12 protein-coding genes are annotated in these 17,178 nt (G+C 33.7%); 6 read left to right on the top strand and 6 right to left on the bottom strand.

Features of this window, described 5'->3' with window-relative positions; translation table 11 throughout:
* Positions 1–58 precede the first annotated feature (58 nt).
* From F6464_RS08050 to F6464_RS08040, 3 genes are all read left to right on the top strand, one after another.
* Positions 59–2,491: a ribonucleoside-diphosphate reductase subunit alpha gene (locus tag F6464_RS08050; RefSeq protein WP_151107296.1), complete on the top strand. Its 2,433-nt coding sequence runs from the start codon at positions 59–61 to the stop codon at positions 2,489–2,491.
* Positions 2,492–2,559: 68 nt separating this feature from the next.
* The gene (locus F6464_RS08045; protein WP_151107295.1) at positions 2,560–3,012 is read left to right on the top strand and encodes a GNAT family N-acetyltransferase; all 453 of its coding nucleotides are present in this window, start codon (positions 2,560–2,562) and stop codon (positions 3,010–3,012) included.
* A 53-nt stretch (positions 3,013–3,065) separates the two neighbouring features.
* Complete coding sequence (locus F6464_RS08040) at positions 3,066–4,412, top strand: deoxyguanosinetriphosphate triphosphohydrolase (protein WP_151107294.1); 1,347 nt, start codon at positions 3,066–3,068, stop codon at positions 4,410–4,412.
* A gap of 12 nt (positions 4,413–4,424) precedes the next feature.
* On the opposite strand, the gene F6464_RS08035 is transcribed toward F6464_RS08040, so the two are convergent.
* The gene (locus F6464_RS08035; protein WP_151107293.1) at positions 4,425–6,194 is read right to left on the bottom strand and encodes a 1-deoxy-D-xylulose-5-phosphate synthase; all 1,770 of its coding nucleotides are present in this window, start codon (positions 6,192–6,194) and stop codon (positions 4,425–4,427) included.
* 37 nt (positions 6,195–6,231) lie between these two features.
* On the opposite strand from F6464_RS08035, the gene F6464_RS08030 reads away from it, so the two are divergent.
* On the top strand, positions 6,232–6,675 hold the full coding sequence (locus tag F6464_RS08030) for a nucleoside deaminase (RefSeq protein ID WP_151107292.1): 444 nt from the start codon (positions 6,232–6,234) through the stop codon (positions 6,673–6,675).
* A gap of 78 nt (positions 6,676–6,753) precedes the next feature.
* Here F6464_RS08030 and F6464_RS08025 read toward each other — a convergent pair whose 3' ends face one another.
* Entirely contained in the window at positions 6,754–9,948 is a 3,195-nt protein-coding gene (locus tag F6464_RS08025) for a reprolysin-like metallopeptidase (RefSeq protein WP_151107291.1), read from the bottom strand.
* Positions 9,949–10,177: 229 nt separating this feature from the next.
* Between F6464_RS08025 and F6464_RS08020 the strand changes: the two genes are divergently transcribed.
* Entirely contained in the window at positions 10,178–11,290 is a 1,113-nt protein-coding gene (locus F6464_RS08020) for an NAD(P)/FAD-dependent oxidoreductase (RefSeq protein ID WP_151107290.1), read from the top strand.
* A gap of 4 nt (positions 11,291–11,294) precedes the next feature.
* Positions 11,295–11,975 carry a monofunctional biosynthetic peptidoglycan transglycosylase gene (gene mtgA / locus F6464_RS08015; protein WP_151107289.1) on the top strand — a complete coding sequence of 227 codons (681 nt, stop codon included), beginning with the start codon at positions 11,295–11,297 and terminating at the stop codon, positions 11,973–11,975.
* Positions 11,976–12,025: 50 nt separating this feature from the next.
* Here the strand turns inward: mtgA and F6464_RS08010 are convergent, their stop codons facing one another.
* From F6464_RS08010 to F6464_RS07990, 4 genes are all read right to left on the bottom strand, one after another.
* Positions 12,026–12,400: a DoxX family membrane protein gene (locus tag F6464_RS08010; protein ID WP_151107288.1), complete on the bottom strand. Its 375-nt coding sequence runs from the start codon at positions 12,398–12,400 to the stop codon at positions 12,026–12,028.
* A gap of 211 nt (positions 12,401–12,611) precedes the next feature.
* Complete coding sequence (locus tag F6464_RS08005) at positions 12,612–13,187, bottom strand: type 1 periplasmic binding fold superfamily protein (RefSeq protein ID WP_151107287.1); 576 nt, start codon at positions 13,185–13,187, stop codon at positions 12,612–12,614.
* An 18-nt stretch (positions 13,188–13,205) separates the two neighbouring features.
* Positions 13,206–15,590 carry a TonB-dependent receptor gene (locus F6464_RS08000; RefSeq protein ID WP_151107286.1) on the bottom strand — a complete coding sequence of 795 codons (2,385 nt, stop codon included), beginning with the start codon at positions 15,588–15,590 and terminating at the stop codon, positions 13,206–13,208.
* 518 nt (positions 15,591–16,108) lie between these two features.
* Positions 16,109–17,098, bottom strand: coding sequence for an aspartate-semialdehyde dehydrogenase (locus F6464_RS07990; RefSeq protein WP_151107284.1), 990 nt, complete (start codon positions 17,096–17,098; stop codon positions 16,109–16,111).
* Positions 17,099–17,178: the final 80 nt, after the last annotated feature.

Below are 17,178 nucleotides of genomic sequence, written 5' to 3'. Positions count from 1 at the left end.
AATACAAATAACCCAAAAGCAGGAAAGGGATTTCTTGTTTTTTAAAACCTCAATGCTTATGTATGTAGTAAAAAGAGATGGCCATAAAGAGCCTGTAATGTTCGACAAAATCACCGATAGAATTAAAAAACTATGTTATGGTTTAAACGATTTAGTAGATGCTGTAAAAGTAGCAATGCGGGTAATAGAAGGGTTATATGATGGCGTTTCTACCTCAGAATTAGATAATCTTGCTGCTGAAACTGCAGCTTCAATGACAATTGCACATCCAGATTATGCACAATTAGCGGCTAGAATTGCGATTTCGAATTTGCATTCTAATACTAAAAAATCGTTCTCTGAAACGATGAACGAAATGTATTTTTACGTGAACCCACGAAATGGGCAAAAAGCGCCTTTACTTTCAGAAGAAGTGCATAAAGTAATTATGGAAAATGCTGAATTTTTAGATTCGCATGTCATTTATAACAGAGATTTTAACTACGATTACTTTGGATTCAAAACTTTAGAACGTTCCTATTTGCTAAAGATAAACGGGAAAATCGTAGAGCGTCCGCAACACATGTTAATGCGTGTAGCTGTCGGAATTCACTTAAATGATTTAAAATCGGTTATTGAAACCTACGACTTAATGTCTAAAAAATTCTTTACCCACGCTACTCCAACATTGTTTAATGCAGGAACTCCAAAACCTCAAATGTCTTCTTGTTTCCTATTGGCCATGCAAGATGATAGTATTGACGGCATTTACGACACCTTAAAGCAAACGGCTAAAATCTCACAATCAGCTGGAGGAATTGGCTTGTCTATTCATAACGTTCGCGCAACGGGTTCTTATATTCGTGGCACCAACGGAACATCAAACGGAATTGTACCAATGTTGCGTGTTTTTAATGATACTGCTCGTTATGTAGATCAAGGTGGCGGAAAACGTAAAGGAAGTTTTGCAATCTATATCGAAACTTGGCATGCCGATATTTTTGAATTTTTAGATTTGAAAAAGAATACAGGAAAAGAAGAAATGCGTGCTAGAGATTTATTCTTTGCCATGTGGACATCTGATTTATTCATGAAAAGAGTACAAGAAGACAGCTATTGGACTTTAATGTGTCCTAACGAATGTCCTGGTTTGTATGATGTGTATGGAGATGAATTTGAAGCCATGTATATTGATTATGAGACTCGTGGTAAAGGTAGAAAAACCATCAAAGCACGTGAATTGTGGGAAAAAATTCTAGAATCTCAAATCGAAACTGGGACTCCATACATGCTCTATAAAGATGCTGCGAATAGAAAATCAAACCAAAAAAACCTCGGAACCATTCGTTCGTCGAATTTGTGTACAGAGATTATGGAGTTTACATCAAAAGATGAAATTGCAGTTTGCAACTTGGCTTCCATTTCACTACCTATGTTTGTTGAAAAGGGCAAATTCAACCATGATTTATTATATACTGTTACCAAACGCGTTACTCGCAACCTGAATAAAGTAATCGACAGAAATTACTATCCTGTAAAAGAAGCCGAAAATTCTAACTTGCGTCATCGCCCAGTAGGTTTGGGTGTTCAAGGTTTAGCAGATGCTTTTATTTTATTGCGCATGCCATTTACAAGTGATGAAGCAAAGAAATTAAATCAAGAAATATTCGAAACTTTATACTTTGCAGCAGTTACCGCATCTATGGAAATGGCAAAAGAAGAGGGCCCATATTCAAGCTTTAAAGGGTCTCCTATGTCAAACGGAGAATTTCAATACAATCTTTGGGGATTAAAAGATGAAGAGCTATCAGGCCGTTGGGACTGGGCATCATTACGAAAAGAAGTGATGGAGCACGGGGTGAGAAATTCACTTTTAGTAGCACCAATGCCAACAGCTTCTACCTCTCAAATTTTAGGGAATAACGAAGCTTTTGAGCCGTATACTTCAAATATCTACACGCGTCGTGTGTTATCTGGAGAGTTCATCGTAGTAAACAAACACTTATTAGAAGACCTGGTAAAACAAGGATTGTGGACTGAAGATTTGAAACAAGAAATCATGAGAAACAACGGTTCTGTTCAAAACATAGAACGTATCCCTCAGGATTTAAAAGACTTGTACAAAACCGTTTGGGAAATGTCTATGAAAGATATTATCGATATGTCGCGTCATAGAGGCTATTTTATAGACCAATCGCAATCGCTAAATTTATTCATGCAAGACGCTAATTATTCTAAATTAACATCGATGCACTTCTATGCTTGGCAATCAGGATTAAAAACTGGAATGTATTATTTAAGAACAAAAGCTGCGGTTGATGCTATTAAATTTACATTGAATAATGATAAAAAAGCAGAGCCTATAGAAGTAAAAGAGCAACCTGTAGAGCAAGTGTTACAGCCTATCGCCGTTTTAGACGAACCCGCAGAAATATCAGCAGAAGAATACAGAGCCATGATTGAATTGGCAAAAAATGCCGGTCCTGACGAATGCGAAATGTGTGGGTCGTAACAATAATTAAAAAAAAACAGAAACAGCTGTCGATAAGATAGCTGTTTTTTTATTTAAATTATTAATCTATGTTAAATCTAACCCGAACAACTTCTGAAAACCAAGATTTCATAAACCTTGTGAAATTATTAGATGCCGATTTAAAAATTCGTGATGGGAAAGATCACGAATTTTATGCTCAAATAAACAAAACGGCAATCTTAAACAACGTAATTGTTTGTTATCAAAACGACATTGCTATTGGCTGTGGAGCTTTCAGGGAAATCGATGCTAAAACTCTAGAAATAAAACGAATGTTCGTGAATCCTGATTATCGAGGAAAAGGAATTGCTTCTAAAATTTTGTTTGAACTTGAACATTGGACATCAGAACTAAATTATTTTCAATTGATTCTGGAAACGGGAATCAACCAACCTGAGGCTATTTCATTATACAAAAAATCAGGCTATAAAATCACAGAAAATTACGGTAAATATATTGGTGTGGAAAGTAGTGTTTGTATGATGAAAATCTTAAAATAAAGTTATCTTTAACTTCTGAAATCAAAAATCGATAATCAACAATCTTCAATTCAATGAACTGGGAACAACTATTATCACTAAAACGTCAAGGAGACACTAGCAAACGATTAAGAATAGAACAAGACGATACCCGTTTGGGTTTTGAGGTAGATTATGATCGAATCATATTTTCATCAGCCTTTCGTAGTTTACAAGATAAAACACAGGTAATTCCGCTTTCTAAAACCGATTTTGTGCATACTCGATTAACACACAGTCTAGAAGTTTCGGTTGTAGGGCGTTCTTTAGGACGCTTGGTTGGAAAAAAAATAATTGAAAAATATCCGTATTTGAAAGAAATTCACGGTTTTCACATGAATGATTTTGGAGCCATAGTTGCTGCGGCTTCCTTAGCACATGATATAGGAAACCCTCCGTTTGGACATTCGGGCGAGAAAGCTATTGGCGAATATTTTTCTATAGGTAAAGGACAGCAATTCAAAGATAAGTTAACGCCAAAAGAATGGCAGGATTTAATAGATTTTGAAGGAAATGCTAACGGATTCTCCGTTTTAACAGCCAATAGGCCAGGCATTGAAGGCGGATTGCGAATTTCGTATGCAACCCTTGGCGCTTTTATGAAATATCCCAAAGAGAGTCTACCTAAAAAACCAACTTCAGGAATTGCCGATAAAAAATATGGTTTTTTTCAAACTGATAGTGTTTTTTTTCAAGATGTTGCTTCAGAATTGGGTATGATTCCAAATAAAGAAGGAAGCAATATCGGCTTCGAGAGACATCCGTTGGCTTATTTAGTAGAAGCTGCCGATGATATCTGCTATACCATTATTGACTTTGAAGACGGAATAAATCTAGGCTTAGTTTCAGAAGATTTTGCTTTAGAATATTTAATAAAACTAGTAAAAGACAGCATTGACACCGAGAAATACAAAACCTTAACTACAAAAGAAGACAGAATCAGCTATTTACGAGCTTTAGCCATTGGAAGTTTAATAAACGATGCTGTTAGAGTATTTTTAGAAAATGAAGAGACTATATTACAAGGAAAATTTCCATTTGCATTGACCGATAAAAGCAAGTACAAAGCCCAAATGGATGACATTATTAAATTGAGCGTCAAAAACATCTATCAAAGTCGTGAAGTAATTGAAAAAGAGTTGGTGGGTTATCAAATTATTCAAACATTATTAGATAAATTCATCACCGCTTTCAACAATAAATTTGAAGGAAAAGCGTCTAATTATGACAAATTGATTCTAAAAATGTTGCCCGAAAAATTCCTAGCGGAGAAAGAAGATTTGTATAAAAGGCTTTTACATATTTGTCATTATGTCTCCCTTTTAACAGATGGCAATGCGTTAGAATTATATGAAACGATTAACGGAAGAATGAAAACCTAGTTTTATGTGGCACTAAATTTCACCAAATAACAGAATCAAGCTTTTAACATCAATTTTACAAAATTTTTGAAGTTCTTCCACTGTGCCGTGTTCAATAAATTCATCTGGAATGCCAAGAGTTTTAATTCGCTTACAATAATTGTTTTCATTAGCAAATTCTACAATCCCAGAGCCAAAACCTCCTTTTATTACACCATCTTCAATAGTAATTATGTTTTCAAATGTTTTGAAAATAGTATGTAATAATGCTTCATCTAAAGGCTTCACGAAAGCAAAATCATAATGAGCAAAATGCTCTAAATTATTTAATTTAGATAAAGCAAGAGTTACATTATTGCCAATAGTTCCATTAGATAAAATCGCGATTTTTGTTCCTTTCTTGATGCAAGTAGCTTTTCGTATTTCCACTTTTTGATACGCTTGTTGCCAATTTATAATCTGGCCTCGACCACGAGGATAGCGAATGGCTATAGGATGTGGCAAACCTAATTGTGCTGTATATAAAATGTTTCGAAGTGCTATTTCATTCAACGGAGAATAAATAATCATATTTGGGATGCATCGCAAATATGCCAAATCGAAAACGCCATGATGTGTTGCTCCGTCCTCACCTACCAAACCTGCACGGTCTAAACAAAAAATGACTGGTAAATTCTGCAAAGCCACATCATGAATCACTTGGTCATAAGCGCGTTGCAAAAAAGTGGAATAGATGTTACAAAAAACAACCATTCCTTGAGTGGCCATGCCAGCAGATAGGGTTACAGCATGCTGCTCAGCAATTCCTACATCAAAAGCACGTTTTGGGAATTCATCCATCATGAATTTTAGGGAACTTCCTGTTGGCATAGCTGGTGTTATTCCTATAATCTTTTCGTTTGATTTAGCTAAATCCAAAAGTGTTAGTCCAAATACATCTTGGTATTTAGGGGGAAGATTTGCTTCTAATTTTGGATAAATTTCTCCTGTAGCGGCGTCAAATTTTCCAGGGGCATGATATTGTACTTGGTTGTCCTCTGCCTGTTGTAATCCTTTTCCTTTTGTTGTAATAATATGAAGAAACTTGGGTCCTTTTATATTTTTTAATCGTTTTAATTCTTGTAGAACCGCAAAAATATCATTACCGTCTATAGGCCCTGAATAATCAAAGTTTAAGGACTTAATCATGTTGTTCTGCTTCGGATTTTTTCCTTCTTTCACGGCGGTGAAATACTTTTTTAAAGCACCAACACTCGGATCAATACCAATTGCATTATCATTAAGGATTACTAATAAATTAGCATCTGTAACTCCTGCATGATTCAAACCTTCAAAAGCCATTCCTGATGCAATAGAAGCATCACCAATAACTGCAATATGCTGTTTGTTAAAATCTCCTTTTAAATTAGAAGCAATTGCCATACCTAAAGCGGCTGAAATAGATGTTGATGAATGCCCTACTCCAAAAGTATCATATACACTTTCGCTTCTTTTGGGAAAACCAGAAATACCGTTTAGTTTTCTATTGGTATGAAATTGCGCTCTTCTTTCAGTTAATATTTTATGTCCGTAGGCTTGATGACCTACATCCCAAACCAACAAATCTTCTGGAGTATTAAAGATGTAGTGTAAAGCAATTGTTAGTTCTACAACCCCTAAACTTGCACCCAAATGTCCTTCTTTAACAGCTACAATTCCAATAATAAAGTCACGCAATTCTTGTGCGACTTGAGGAAGTTGTACTTCATCGAGTTGACGCAAATCGGATGGATTGAAGATATGTGCAAGTAAATTATTCGACATGAAGCAAATGTACAAATTGAATTCCTATTTTTGCTCCATGGAAAACATTTTCACTGATGAATATTTTATGAAGAAAGCCTTACAGGAAGCCGAAGTGGCTTTTGAAAAAGGCGAAATTCCTGTGGGAGCTATTATAGTCATCGATAACAAAGTAATTGCAAGGAGTCATAACTTAACCGAACTATTGAACGATGTTACCGCTCATGCTGAAATGCAGTCTATAACCGCTGCGGCTAATTTTTTGGGTGGAAAATATTTAACGGGCTGCACACTTTATGTTACTTTAGAACCTTGTCAGATGTGCGCTGGCGCTTTATATTGGAGTCAAATTTCTAAAATTGTTTTTGGAGCAAGCGATGAAAATCGCGGTTTTGAAAAAATGGGAACACAATTACACCCAAAAACCATTGTTGTTCGTGGAGTTATGGCAAATGAGGCTTCTAGTTTGATGAGACAGTTTTTTATTCAAAGAAGAAAGTGAGATTTAAAAGTCTAATCCATAAAAAAAAAAGCGGTTAGATTAATTAATCCAACCGCTTTTTTACTTCATTTTTTATGTTTATTCTTTTATAAAACGTTTTAATGCAATTTCACTATTTGAAGTAACTTCTAACAAATATGCTCCAGATTTAATCATGTGAACTGGAATAACATTACCTTCAATTTTTCCTTTTGACACTTCTTGACCAACAACATTTATAATTCTGTAAGTTCCGTTTTCAATTGAAGAAATATTTAGAGTATTAGATTTTACTGGATTTGGATACAATTTAAAAGTTAATGCTTGAGAAGTTACCAAAGCATTTTTTGCAACTGATGCAACAATATTTATTGAATAATCTTCAACTTGTCCAAAAGAGAATATTTCACATGAAGTTGGAGTTGCATTATACTTCATAGAGACTCTCATTCGGGTTAAACCTTGTTTGGCAGTTGCAGGAATAGTAATAGTTCCAGAAATTGGAGTCGTTTTTGATCTCGCTCTTGACAAAACTGTTTCACCAGCATCTGCAAAATCGCCATCGCCATTAAAATCTATCCACACCCCATACCCTTCGTTGTATATGGTACTTGTCCATGATGGTGTTATTGTTATTGTATAAGCGCTTCCAAGAGTTGCATTTGTAGATAAAGAAGTAAAATTTTCATAACCACTAGTTCCTGTTGAAGTATTATTTATTGTTCCAAAAACTACTTTCCCTATTTTTTCATCAGCAGTACTATTGCCTTGTGAAGTACAATATGAAGAAACAACAACGTCCAAAGTTGTTACATTAACTACATTGCTTGTTAAAGAAATATTTCCAGCAGCATCTTTTGATCGTATAGAAAATGTATAAGCTGTTGAAGCTGTTAATCCCGAAACTGCGTAAGAAGTTGTCGCAACACTAGCAATTAAGGATGCTCCTTGATAGACATCATAACCTGTTACAGCAACATTATCGGTTGCTCCAGTCCATGATAAATTTGTCGTTGTTTGAGTTGTTCCAGAAGCTGTTAATGTAGGTGCAGTAGGCACTGTTGTATCAACAACTGGAGCAAGAGTTGTAACGCTAATTGTATTACTCGCTACCGAAATATTTCCAGCTGCATCCTTAGCTTTTACCGAAAAAGAATATATTGTTGAAGCCGTTAAACCAATAACTGAATAGGTTGTACTTGATGTTGAACCCAACAAAGCTGAACCTTGATACACATCATAACCAGTTACTGCTATGTTATCGGTTGCTCCAGACCAAGACAAATTAGTTGTTGTTTGTGTAGTACCCGAAGCAATTAAAACTGGAGCAGTTGGCACAACAATATCAGTAGAGCCAGCTGTTATAGTAAAGTTAACATTAGAAATATCAAAGAAAATATGCCCACTTCCTTTAACCATAATTCTATTTTGTGTTCCAGCAGTATTTGGTATCGTTACTGCTTGAGTTCCATCATTGGGTGTTCCAGCCAAAAGTATAATCGGATACGTATTTCCTCCATCTGTAGATAATAATATATCTACATTGGCAGCATTAACTCCGTTAGCCGTTGTTCCTGCAACTGCCCAAGTTACAGTTTGTGAAGATCCTCCAACAAAAGAAACAGCAGTATTAGGAGCACTAACTGTAAATGGCCCTGCTGTTGCATTAACTGTTACAATAACATCGTCACTATTATTTGCTGGTCCACTTGCTTTGTTATCTCTAACGGTTAATCTAAAGTTTAAAGTTCTTGCTACATTTGGAATCGCCTCCCAAGTCCAAGAAGTTAAGCCTGCTTGTATTGTAGAAAGTCTAGGGAAATATCTTGTAGCATTAGTAGATGCGGTAAAAGAACGAAAAGCTGGCCCAGAAGTTGCCGTCGTTTTCGGATTTGTTGTCGTTGATGTTCCTTTATCCATTTGTTCCCAAATGTAGGTTAGCGCGTCACCATTTGCATCAGATCCAGAACCTGTTAAAACAAAAGGGGTTCCTTTAGGTATCGTATAATCTAATCCAGCATTTGCTGTTGGAACTGCATTACCCGTAACAGATGTAGTTTGACAAGTAGTCGATTTTACATAATTTGTAATTTGTTGAATGCTCACAGCATGAAATAACGGATCGCTATGGGCTTGAAGATCTGTTGCTCCTGTTATACCAGCATATCCCATAATGGTAGATCCGCTTCCTGGTTCGCACTGTGCAATTGTTCCTTCATTACTAAATGTAAAGGTATGATTACCACCAAATTGGTGTCCAATTTCATGCGCTACATAATCAATGTCGAAATTATCTCCTTGAGGAATGCCATCTGCTGGAGAAGTGATACCGCTTCCTTTTTTTCCATCGACACAAACACAACCAATACAACCTGCATTACCGCCTCCTCCTGTAGCACCAAATAAATGTCCAATATCATAATTTGCTTCTCCAATAACTGATGTTAAGGTGGATTGTAATTCAGCATTCCATTTGGACATACTAGTTGAAACAGAATAAGGATCTGTAGAAGCGTTTGTATATATTATTAAATCATTATTGGCAATCAAATTCATGTGGACTCCAAAATCTTTTTCGAAGACACCATTTACTCGAGTCATAGAATTATTGATTGCGGCTAAAGCCAACGCTTTTGTACCTCCAAAATAAGCGGTATACTCTCCAGTTACCGATAATGCCAAACGAAAATTTCTTAAATTACCATCGTCAGCATTTGGTCTTGCGGTAAGATTATTTAATGAACTTGGGCTTATCGTGTTAATTACTTTACATTCAAACTTGTTTAAAGAAGCAATTTTATCTGTTTTTCTATAAACACTATATGTTTTTAAATCCTTTGTGTAAGGTTCAATAAAAATAGCTGATTGATCAGCCTTGATTATCATACTTTGAAACCCCAGCGGAGATATACTAAAGTAAATAGTAGATGTAGGATTATCTATACCTTGTCCTACATAGGATTTTATTTCCGGATATTTTCTAGCCAATTCGACATTCATATTAGAAGACTCTAGAATTCTAAAATCCTCTAACTGACCATCTGAATTAGGAAAAGAAACTATAACATTCGATTCTCCTATAACCTCAAATCTTTTAGGAGAGTTTAATAACCTTTGCTTTAGATTGATTATATCGAGATCAAATAACTTTGGACTTTTTATTTGGTTTTTATTCTCAAAAATTTCAGCATTCAATATATTCCCAGAAGTTGCATTCCATAATGATTTTCCCGACTGTGCAAATGAAATACTACTAATTATAAGGAATATAAATAAAAATAATTTGTTTTTCATAGTTTTAAAATTTTTAGATTTTGTTTAAAATAACTATCAAATATATATTTATTATTTAATTGATAATGTTAAGAACACCCATACTTATTAACAACTTTACAACAAATGTTTGTTGGCCATGAAATTAACACAATAATTTCCATAAATAAATAGGATAAATTCATTTAGAATACTTGAATTAATCATTACCATTTAATGAAAAAATGCTATTTTTATAAAAAAATTTTTCATGAATTTGAGTTATTGGGAATTAAAAAACTGGTTCACAAACATTGATTACACCATCGTAGGTAGCGGAATCGTCGGATTGCATGCAGCTTTACGACTGCGAGAACGTTTTCCAGAGAGTAAAATCTTAGTTTTAGAAAAAGGAATGTTACCTCAAGGCGCAAGCACTAAAAATGCTGGCTTTGCTTGTTTCGGAAGCCTATCTGAAATCATAAACGATTTAAAATCACATACCGAAGAAGAAGTTATTCAACTCATTCAAAAAAGATGGGAAGGCTTACAATTACTGCGTAAAAATCTTGGAGATGAAGCAATAGATTTTAAGCCTTTTGGTGGTTATGAATTGTTTTTAGAAAATGACGATACTAATTACGATTTGTCATTAAATAAGATGGCCTTTATCAATGAAATTTTAAAACCTATTTTTAAAACAGCTGTTTTTACCAAGGAAATAGAGCGTTTCGGATTCAATGGAACAAAAGAATATCTAATTTTTAATCCTTTTGAAGCCCAAATCGATACAGGAAATATGATGCAGGCATTATTAAAAAAAGCCATTTCTGATAATATTCTAATCTTAAATCAACAAACAGTAACTGAATATCAAGAAAGCATAAATGGTGTACAAGTCGCTATTGGTGATTTTAGTTTTAAAACAAAAAAAATTGTGTTTGCAACCAATGGTTTTGCAAGTTCAATAACTAATGGTGCTGTAAAACCCGCTAGAGCACAGGTTTTAATTACTGAACCTATCCCAAATTTAGATGTAAAAGGGACTTTTCATTTAGATAAAGGGTATTATTATTTTAGAAATATTAATGACAGAATATTAATTGGAGGTGGAAGAAATCTTGATTTTGAAAGAGAAACAACTTCTGAATTTGGAGAGACCGCAATAATTCAAAATCGGTTAGAATTTCTTTTAAAAAATGTAATTTTACCCAATCAGGATTTCAAAGTTGAACATCGTTGGAGTGGAATCATGGGATTGGGTTCAAGTAAAAACCCTATTGTTAGCCAATTATCTGAACATGTATATTGTGGCGTGCGACTAGGTGGAATGGGAGTTGCTATTGGAAGTTTAATAGGTACTGAGTTGGCCGATTTAATTTAATTTTATGTTTAGAAGAATCATTCGTTTTTTATTTAAAGTTATGCTTTGGTTTTTTGCAATTTCAATTATTGGAGTTATTGTGTTTAAATTTGTTCCCGTTCCATTAACCCCATTAATGGTTATTCGAGCCATTGAACAAAAGATTGACGGAAAAGAAATGATTTGCAGCCACGATTGGGAACCATTAGAAAATATTTCAACAAATTTACAAAAAGCGGTTATTGCTAGTGAAGACGGGACTTTTTTAATTCATAATGGTTTTGATTTTGATGCTATTCAAAAAGCAATGAAAAGTAATGAGAAGGGTAAAAAATTAAAAGGCGGAAGTACCATTTCTCAGCAAACGGCTAAAAATGTTTTTTTATGGCAAGGCAGAAGTTATTTACGCAAAGGACTTGAAGCTTATTTTACTGTTTTAATTGAATTGATATGGGGAAAAGAACGTATAATGGAAGTGTATCTCAATAGTATTGAAATGGGAGATGGTGTATACGGAGCAGAAGCCGCATGTCGGTATTGGTATAGAAAGGATGCTTCCAATTTAACCAATTATGAAGCAGCCGGAATAGCAGCCATTTTACCTAATCCTAGAAAATTTAAAGCAACGAATTCTTCTTCATATACCAATCGTCGAAAAGACCGAATTGTTAGGCGCATGAAATATGTAGGCAAATTAGATTATTAATAGAAAAGGCTTTTATAAAAAAACCTTTTCTATTAATATTCAAAAACTGACTATAAAAACAAGGGTGTATATTGTTTCCAATGTTTAAAAATTAAGATTCCGTTTAAAACAGCAACCAATAAAGCTGCACTTACCCCAGGAATGTCTAAAAACAAATGAAAAAGCACTATGTTTATTGAAATAGGTGCAAGCAAAATCAAAGCAAAAGCAACCCATTTCTTTAATAACAACAGAGCTCCAATTCCAACTTCAAGAATTCCTACTAGCGGAAAAACATATCCTGTTGCCCCTAGCGAATTCATAAAATCTGCGGCTGCTCCAGTTGGTTCTGGAAGTGGTATAAAATGCAAAAACTTATTGCTCCCAAAAACAACAAGTGTAATTCCTAAAGTAATTCTGACTAGTAACGTAAATTGTGAATTCATATAATTTAGATTAATTGGTTAGTTAATTTTAAAATTATTCTAAATTAGTAAATTATTCTATATAAAATACATAAATAATTAAGAAAAATAAAGTTTGTATTGTTTATAAAGAATTAATAATATAAAAACAATGTAATATTTTGGCAATTTGATTTATAAAAAAAGCTACTCCAATCGGAATAGCTTCAATTTAAAAAAACCTTTTAAAATATTACTCTACAACAATATTAAAAACCACCTCTGCATCTGTGCTTCCTCCTGCATTAGTGATGTCTCCAAATGCAACATTAGCACCCGACTTGTTTGGTTCGTGTTTTAATATTATTTTAATTGAACCGCTTGCTGCTCTAGTAGTTGTAAAAACCGATTCTAAACCAATTGGTTTTCCACTTGAATCAAAGTTACTTGCAGTGTCAGCATAGGAAATACTATTGATCGTTCCTGCTCTTTGATAAAATATTTGATGCTCTAGGGCAAGTTCTTTAATTTCCTTAGTTATATCTACAGGAGGATTAACCGTTTCGTTCAAGAAAGTCAAAACACCCGTATAGGTTTTTCCTTGAGCAAATTTTCCAGAGACGTTTACAATTGGAGCTTTAGGGCCATCTCCGTCTAAATCTTTAGACTCTAAAGTTATTGTTGTACCTCCGCCTTCTGGAGTATAAACTAAACTAATGGTAGTGATTACTTCATTTTCAACAATAGGTTCAGTATCATAAGGCGAACTACATGAAGATAAAGTTAGTAATATTAATAATGTGATTAAAAGTATTTTTGAATTTTTCATTTCTTAGATTTTAGATTTTTAATAATTAATTTTTAATTGAATTTGAAAGTTTCTACCCATTTCATCTGCAAAAAAGCGTTGACGATTTAGGTAGTCTCTATAGGTTGTGTTTAAAATATTTTGAACAGAAAATGCTAATGTTGTAATTGCTTTATGAAAGGTTTTAAATTTTACTTCTGAATACATATGTAACAATTCATAGCTAGCAGGAGGAGTACTTATATCTACTTCAATAGGAGTAAGTACATTATTTACAATAATATTAGTCGTATAATTATTATTGGGAAACTGTTTTTGCTGACCCACAAGCTCTCCTTTAACTTCAATTAAGAAATGATTCCACTTAACATTTGAATATTGAATTTTTGTATTAGCGGTAAAAGGGGAAATGTCAATTAAAGGAATGTTTTGAGTCAAATCTTTACCATTTACATAAGCAAAAGCAAGAGAATGATTCCAATGCGAATTGATCTTCCAATTGGTTTGTGTGTCGATTCCTGCTAATCTAGCATTAGTTTGTTCGTATTGCCATACTGGAAAGGCCCCACGGATAGTAGTTTCAAATCCAATTGGTCTTAAAAACATATAGTTTTGAATAGCATTTACATACGGATTAATCTCAACTGAAAAGGAATTCCACTTTTTTTGGATAGTTGTCGATATTTTTAAGGAAGTTTCTTTATCCAAAGCCAAATCACCTAGCTCAATAACTGCCAAAGAATGATGCAATCCATCGCTAAATAACTCTGATGGATTTGGATTTCTGGCGGCATAACTTAGGTTAGTATACCAATTCAAATCGTTTTCAAAAACTTTGTGAAAGCCAATACTACTCGAAATATTATGAAAAGTAAATGTTGGTTTGGTTAGCCATTGATTAGCGTAATCTCCAGCAACAAAGTCAGCAAAATTAGAGTTATAACCTTTTTCGTCCCATAGTGATTTAAAATAAAACTTGGTCGCGTCAATTTTAGAAAAATCATATCTCAAACCCGTTTCTAAAGTAAAACTATCTGAAAAATTATGACTTACAATGCTGTAAAGTCCAACATCAATTTTAGAATAACTAGGAATTAAAGGACGAATACCAGTGCTTGGATTTGCAAAATTATCTTGCAAGACAGTATTTGCTCCAGATTTAATAGACCAATCATGAACATTTTTTTTATAATCTATATTTACCGCATGGGTTTTTAAGTCTAAATCTAGCGCAGGTCTATCGTTGTTTTTTCCTCTTCTTACATCAAACTCTAATCGCTTATTGAACTGAAAAGCATATTGAATGGCAAGTGAAGCGGTTTCATCAAAATAGTAATTATAATTTGCTTTTAGGATATGATGCTTCACTTCTTGTTTGGGATTTTCAATATTGTACGTAAAATCTTTTACTACAGAAGGAATCATATTATTGATTGAATTATACAAATCATTAGCATTTCCAGTATGTGAGGCACGTAGAATTCCAATTTGAGCGTTGTAATAACTGTAGTAACCCGTAAAATCATACTTCTTATTAGAATATTTCATATCTCCTGAAAAATTGACTTCCCGATTTCCTGAATTAGACAATACATAGTTTGGAGTCTCTCGATCACCTAGGTATTTAAAAGTGCCTAGAGCGTTCCAACTCCAACCCAAAAGTTTTCCTTTGTGTATACTAGAACTTAAAGATCCGGCTCGTCCGTTAGAATCAAAATTCAATATTGTTTTACCAAATAAAGTGTCTTTTTTTACAGTAATGGGTTCAATAATAACCAAACCGCCAACGGCATCGCCTCCAAATTGCAAACCAGAAGCACCTTTTATCACTGTTATTTTTGCAGCTGCATTGATGTCGAAACTAGGCGAATGTTCTGAGCCCCATTGCTGGTCTTCCATCCTTATATTGTTATTTATGACAGGAACCCTATTGCCATATAATCCATTAATCACTGGTTTAACAATGGTACTCCCCGTTTTTAAAGCAGTCACACCAGCTATTTCCTTTAAAACATCACCAAGAGATTGACTGCTATACTTTTCAATAGTTTCTGTTTTAATTTTTTGCTCAAGAACAGACTTGTTAATTGTGTTTCTAGACTGTATTATATTAATCTCATTTAATCTTAAAGTCAATTCCTTTAGTTTAAAATTAAGCACAAGGTCATTATATAAACCAACTAGAGTGTCAATAGATTGATACCCAATATACGAAACGTGAACTTTTACTTTTCCGTTTGTCACATTTTTTATTATGTAATTCCCAAGGGCATCAGAAGTTGCTGTTTTTTTTCCGATATGAATATGACTTCCCTCAAGAGGAATATTCTCTTGATTGTTAATTTTTCCGCTTATTGTATTTTGTGAAAATAAATACACATTAAATAACAATAAGCAGAAAATGAGATACTTTTTTTTTAGCATTTTTTCTGTTCAAAATAAATAGAAACACAGTGCTCATTTTCAGATAATTGAAAATGAACTTGTTTTTAAAATAATTTGAATCCTGGAGGTGCTCGTAATGCAAATAAACTCCCTTTGAAGAATTGAGAAGTTGGTTTGTATAAAAACGAATATTGTTGAGATATAGTAAGAGTAATTCTATTTCTTAAAGAAAAAAAAGCAGTTGAAATATAACTTCCAAAAGTAAATTCACAAACGAAACAATGATCAAAAGGATGATGTTGATGATTAATTTCCGTTTTTTGTGAATAATGATGATGACACTCTTTTTCTGATAAAAGCTTAATTAAGTGTTCGTAAGAATGCAAGGACTGTAATAGCATTGAAAACAACACTACAAATATTAACATTAAATTTACTATTACAAATCTCTTTTTCATTTGTTACAAAAATACTAAACCAAAAAATAAATCCGTTAGTTTTAACAAAAATTGTGATTTGCTAAAACTAACGGATTTGAAATATAAGTTGGTTAAGATTTAAACTAAACCATTCTCAACTAAATATTCTGCAATTTGAATGGTATTTGTTGCGGCTCCTTTTCTTAAGTTATCTGCAACAATCCACATATTAAGTGTGTTCGGCTGACTTTCATCTCGACGAATTCTTCCTACAAAAACTTCGTCCTTACCTTCGGCATATCTAGGCATAGGGTAAGTAAAAGTGTCTAAATTATCTTGTACTACAACGCCGTCTGTATGGTGTAAAATATTGCGAACTTCATTCACGTCAAAATCATTACTGAATTCTACATTTACTGCCTCACTGTGACCTCCTACAACTGGTACACGAACCGCTGTAGCCGTTACTTTGATAGAATCATCGCTTAATATTTTTTTAGTTTCTTTAACCAATTTCATTTCTTCTTTGGTGTAACCATTATCTTCAAAACTATCACATTGAGGAATACAGTTTCTATTGATTTTATATTTATAAACCATGTCTCCTTCAATACCAACACATTCGTTTTCAAATTGCTGAACAGCTTTTACACCTGTTCCAGTAATGGATTGGTATGTCGAAACAATGATACGTTTAATGTTATATTTTCTGTGTAATGGTGCTAAAGCTAGTACCATTTGTATTGTAGAACAGTTTGGATTTGCTATTATTTTATCTTCTTTTGTTAATTCAGAAGCATTTATTTCTGGAACCACTAATTTTTTAGTAGGATCCATTCTCCAAGCCGATGAATTATCGATAACTGTTGTTCCTGCGGCTGCAAATTTTGGAGCCCAATCTAATGATGTTTGCCCTCCAGCAGAAAACAAAGCAATGTCAGCTTTCATGTCTACAGCGGTTTGTAAACCTACGACTTTATATTTTTTCCCGTTAAACTCAATTTCTTTCCCAACAGATCTTTCCGAAGCAACCAAAATCAATTCACTTATAGGAAAATTTCTTTCCGCTAAAACTTGAAGCATAACTTCACCAACCATTCCGGTTGCGCCAACTACTGCAATTCTCATACTATATATTTTTATTTTTATAATTAATTTTGAATGGCAAAAGTAAGTACAATTCAAATAAAAACAATCGGATTCACAAA

The organism is Flavobacterium luteum, assembly GCF_008806775.1.
GTDB lineage: Bacteria > Bacteroidota > Bacteroidia > Flavobacteriales > Flavobacteriaceae > Flavobacterium > Flavobacterium luteum.
Note: the sequence above shows the minus strand (reverse complement) of the source record. Positions and strands in the feature narration are given on the sequence as shown.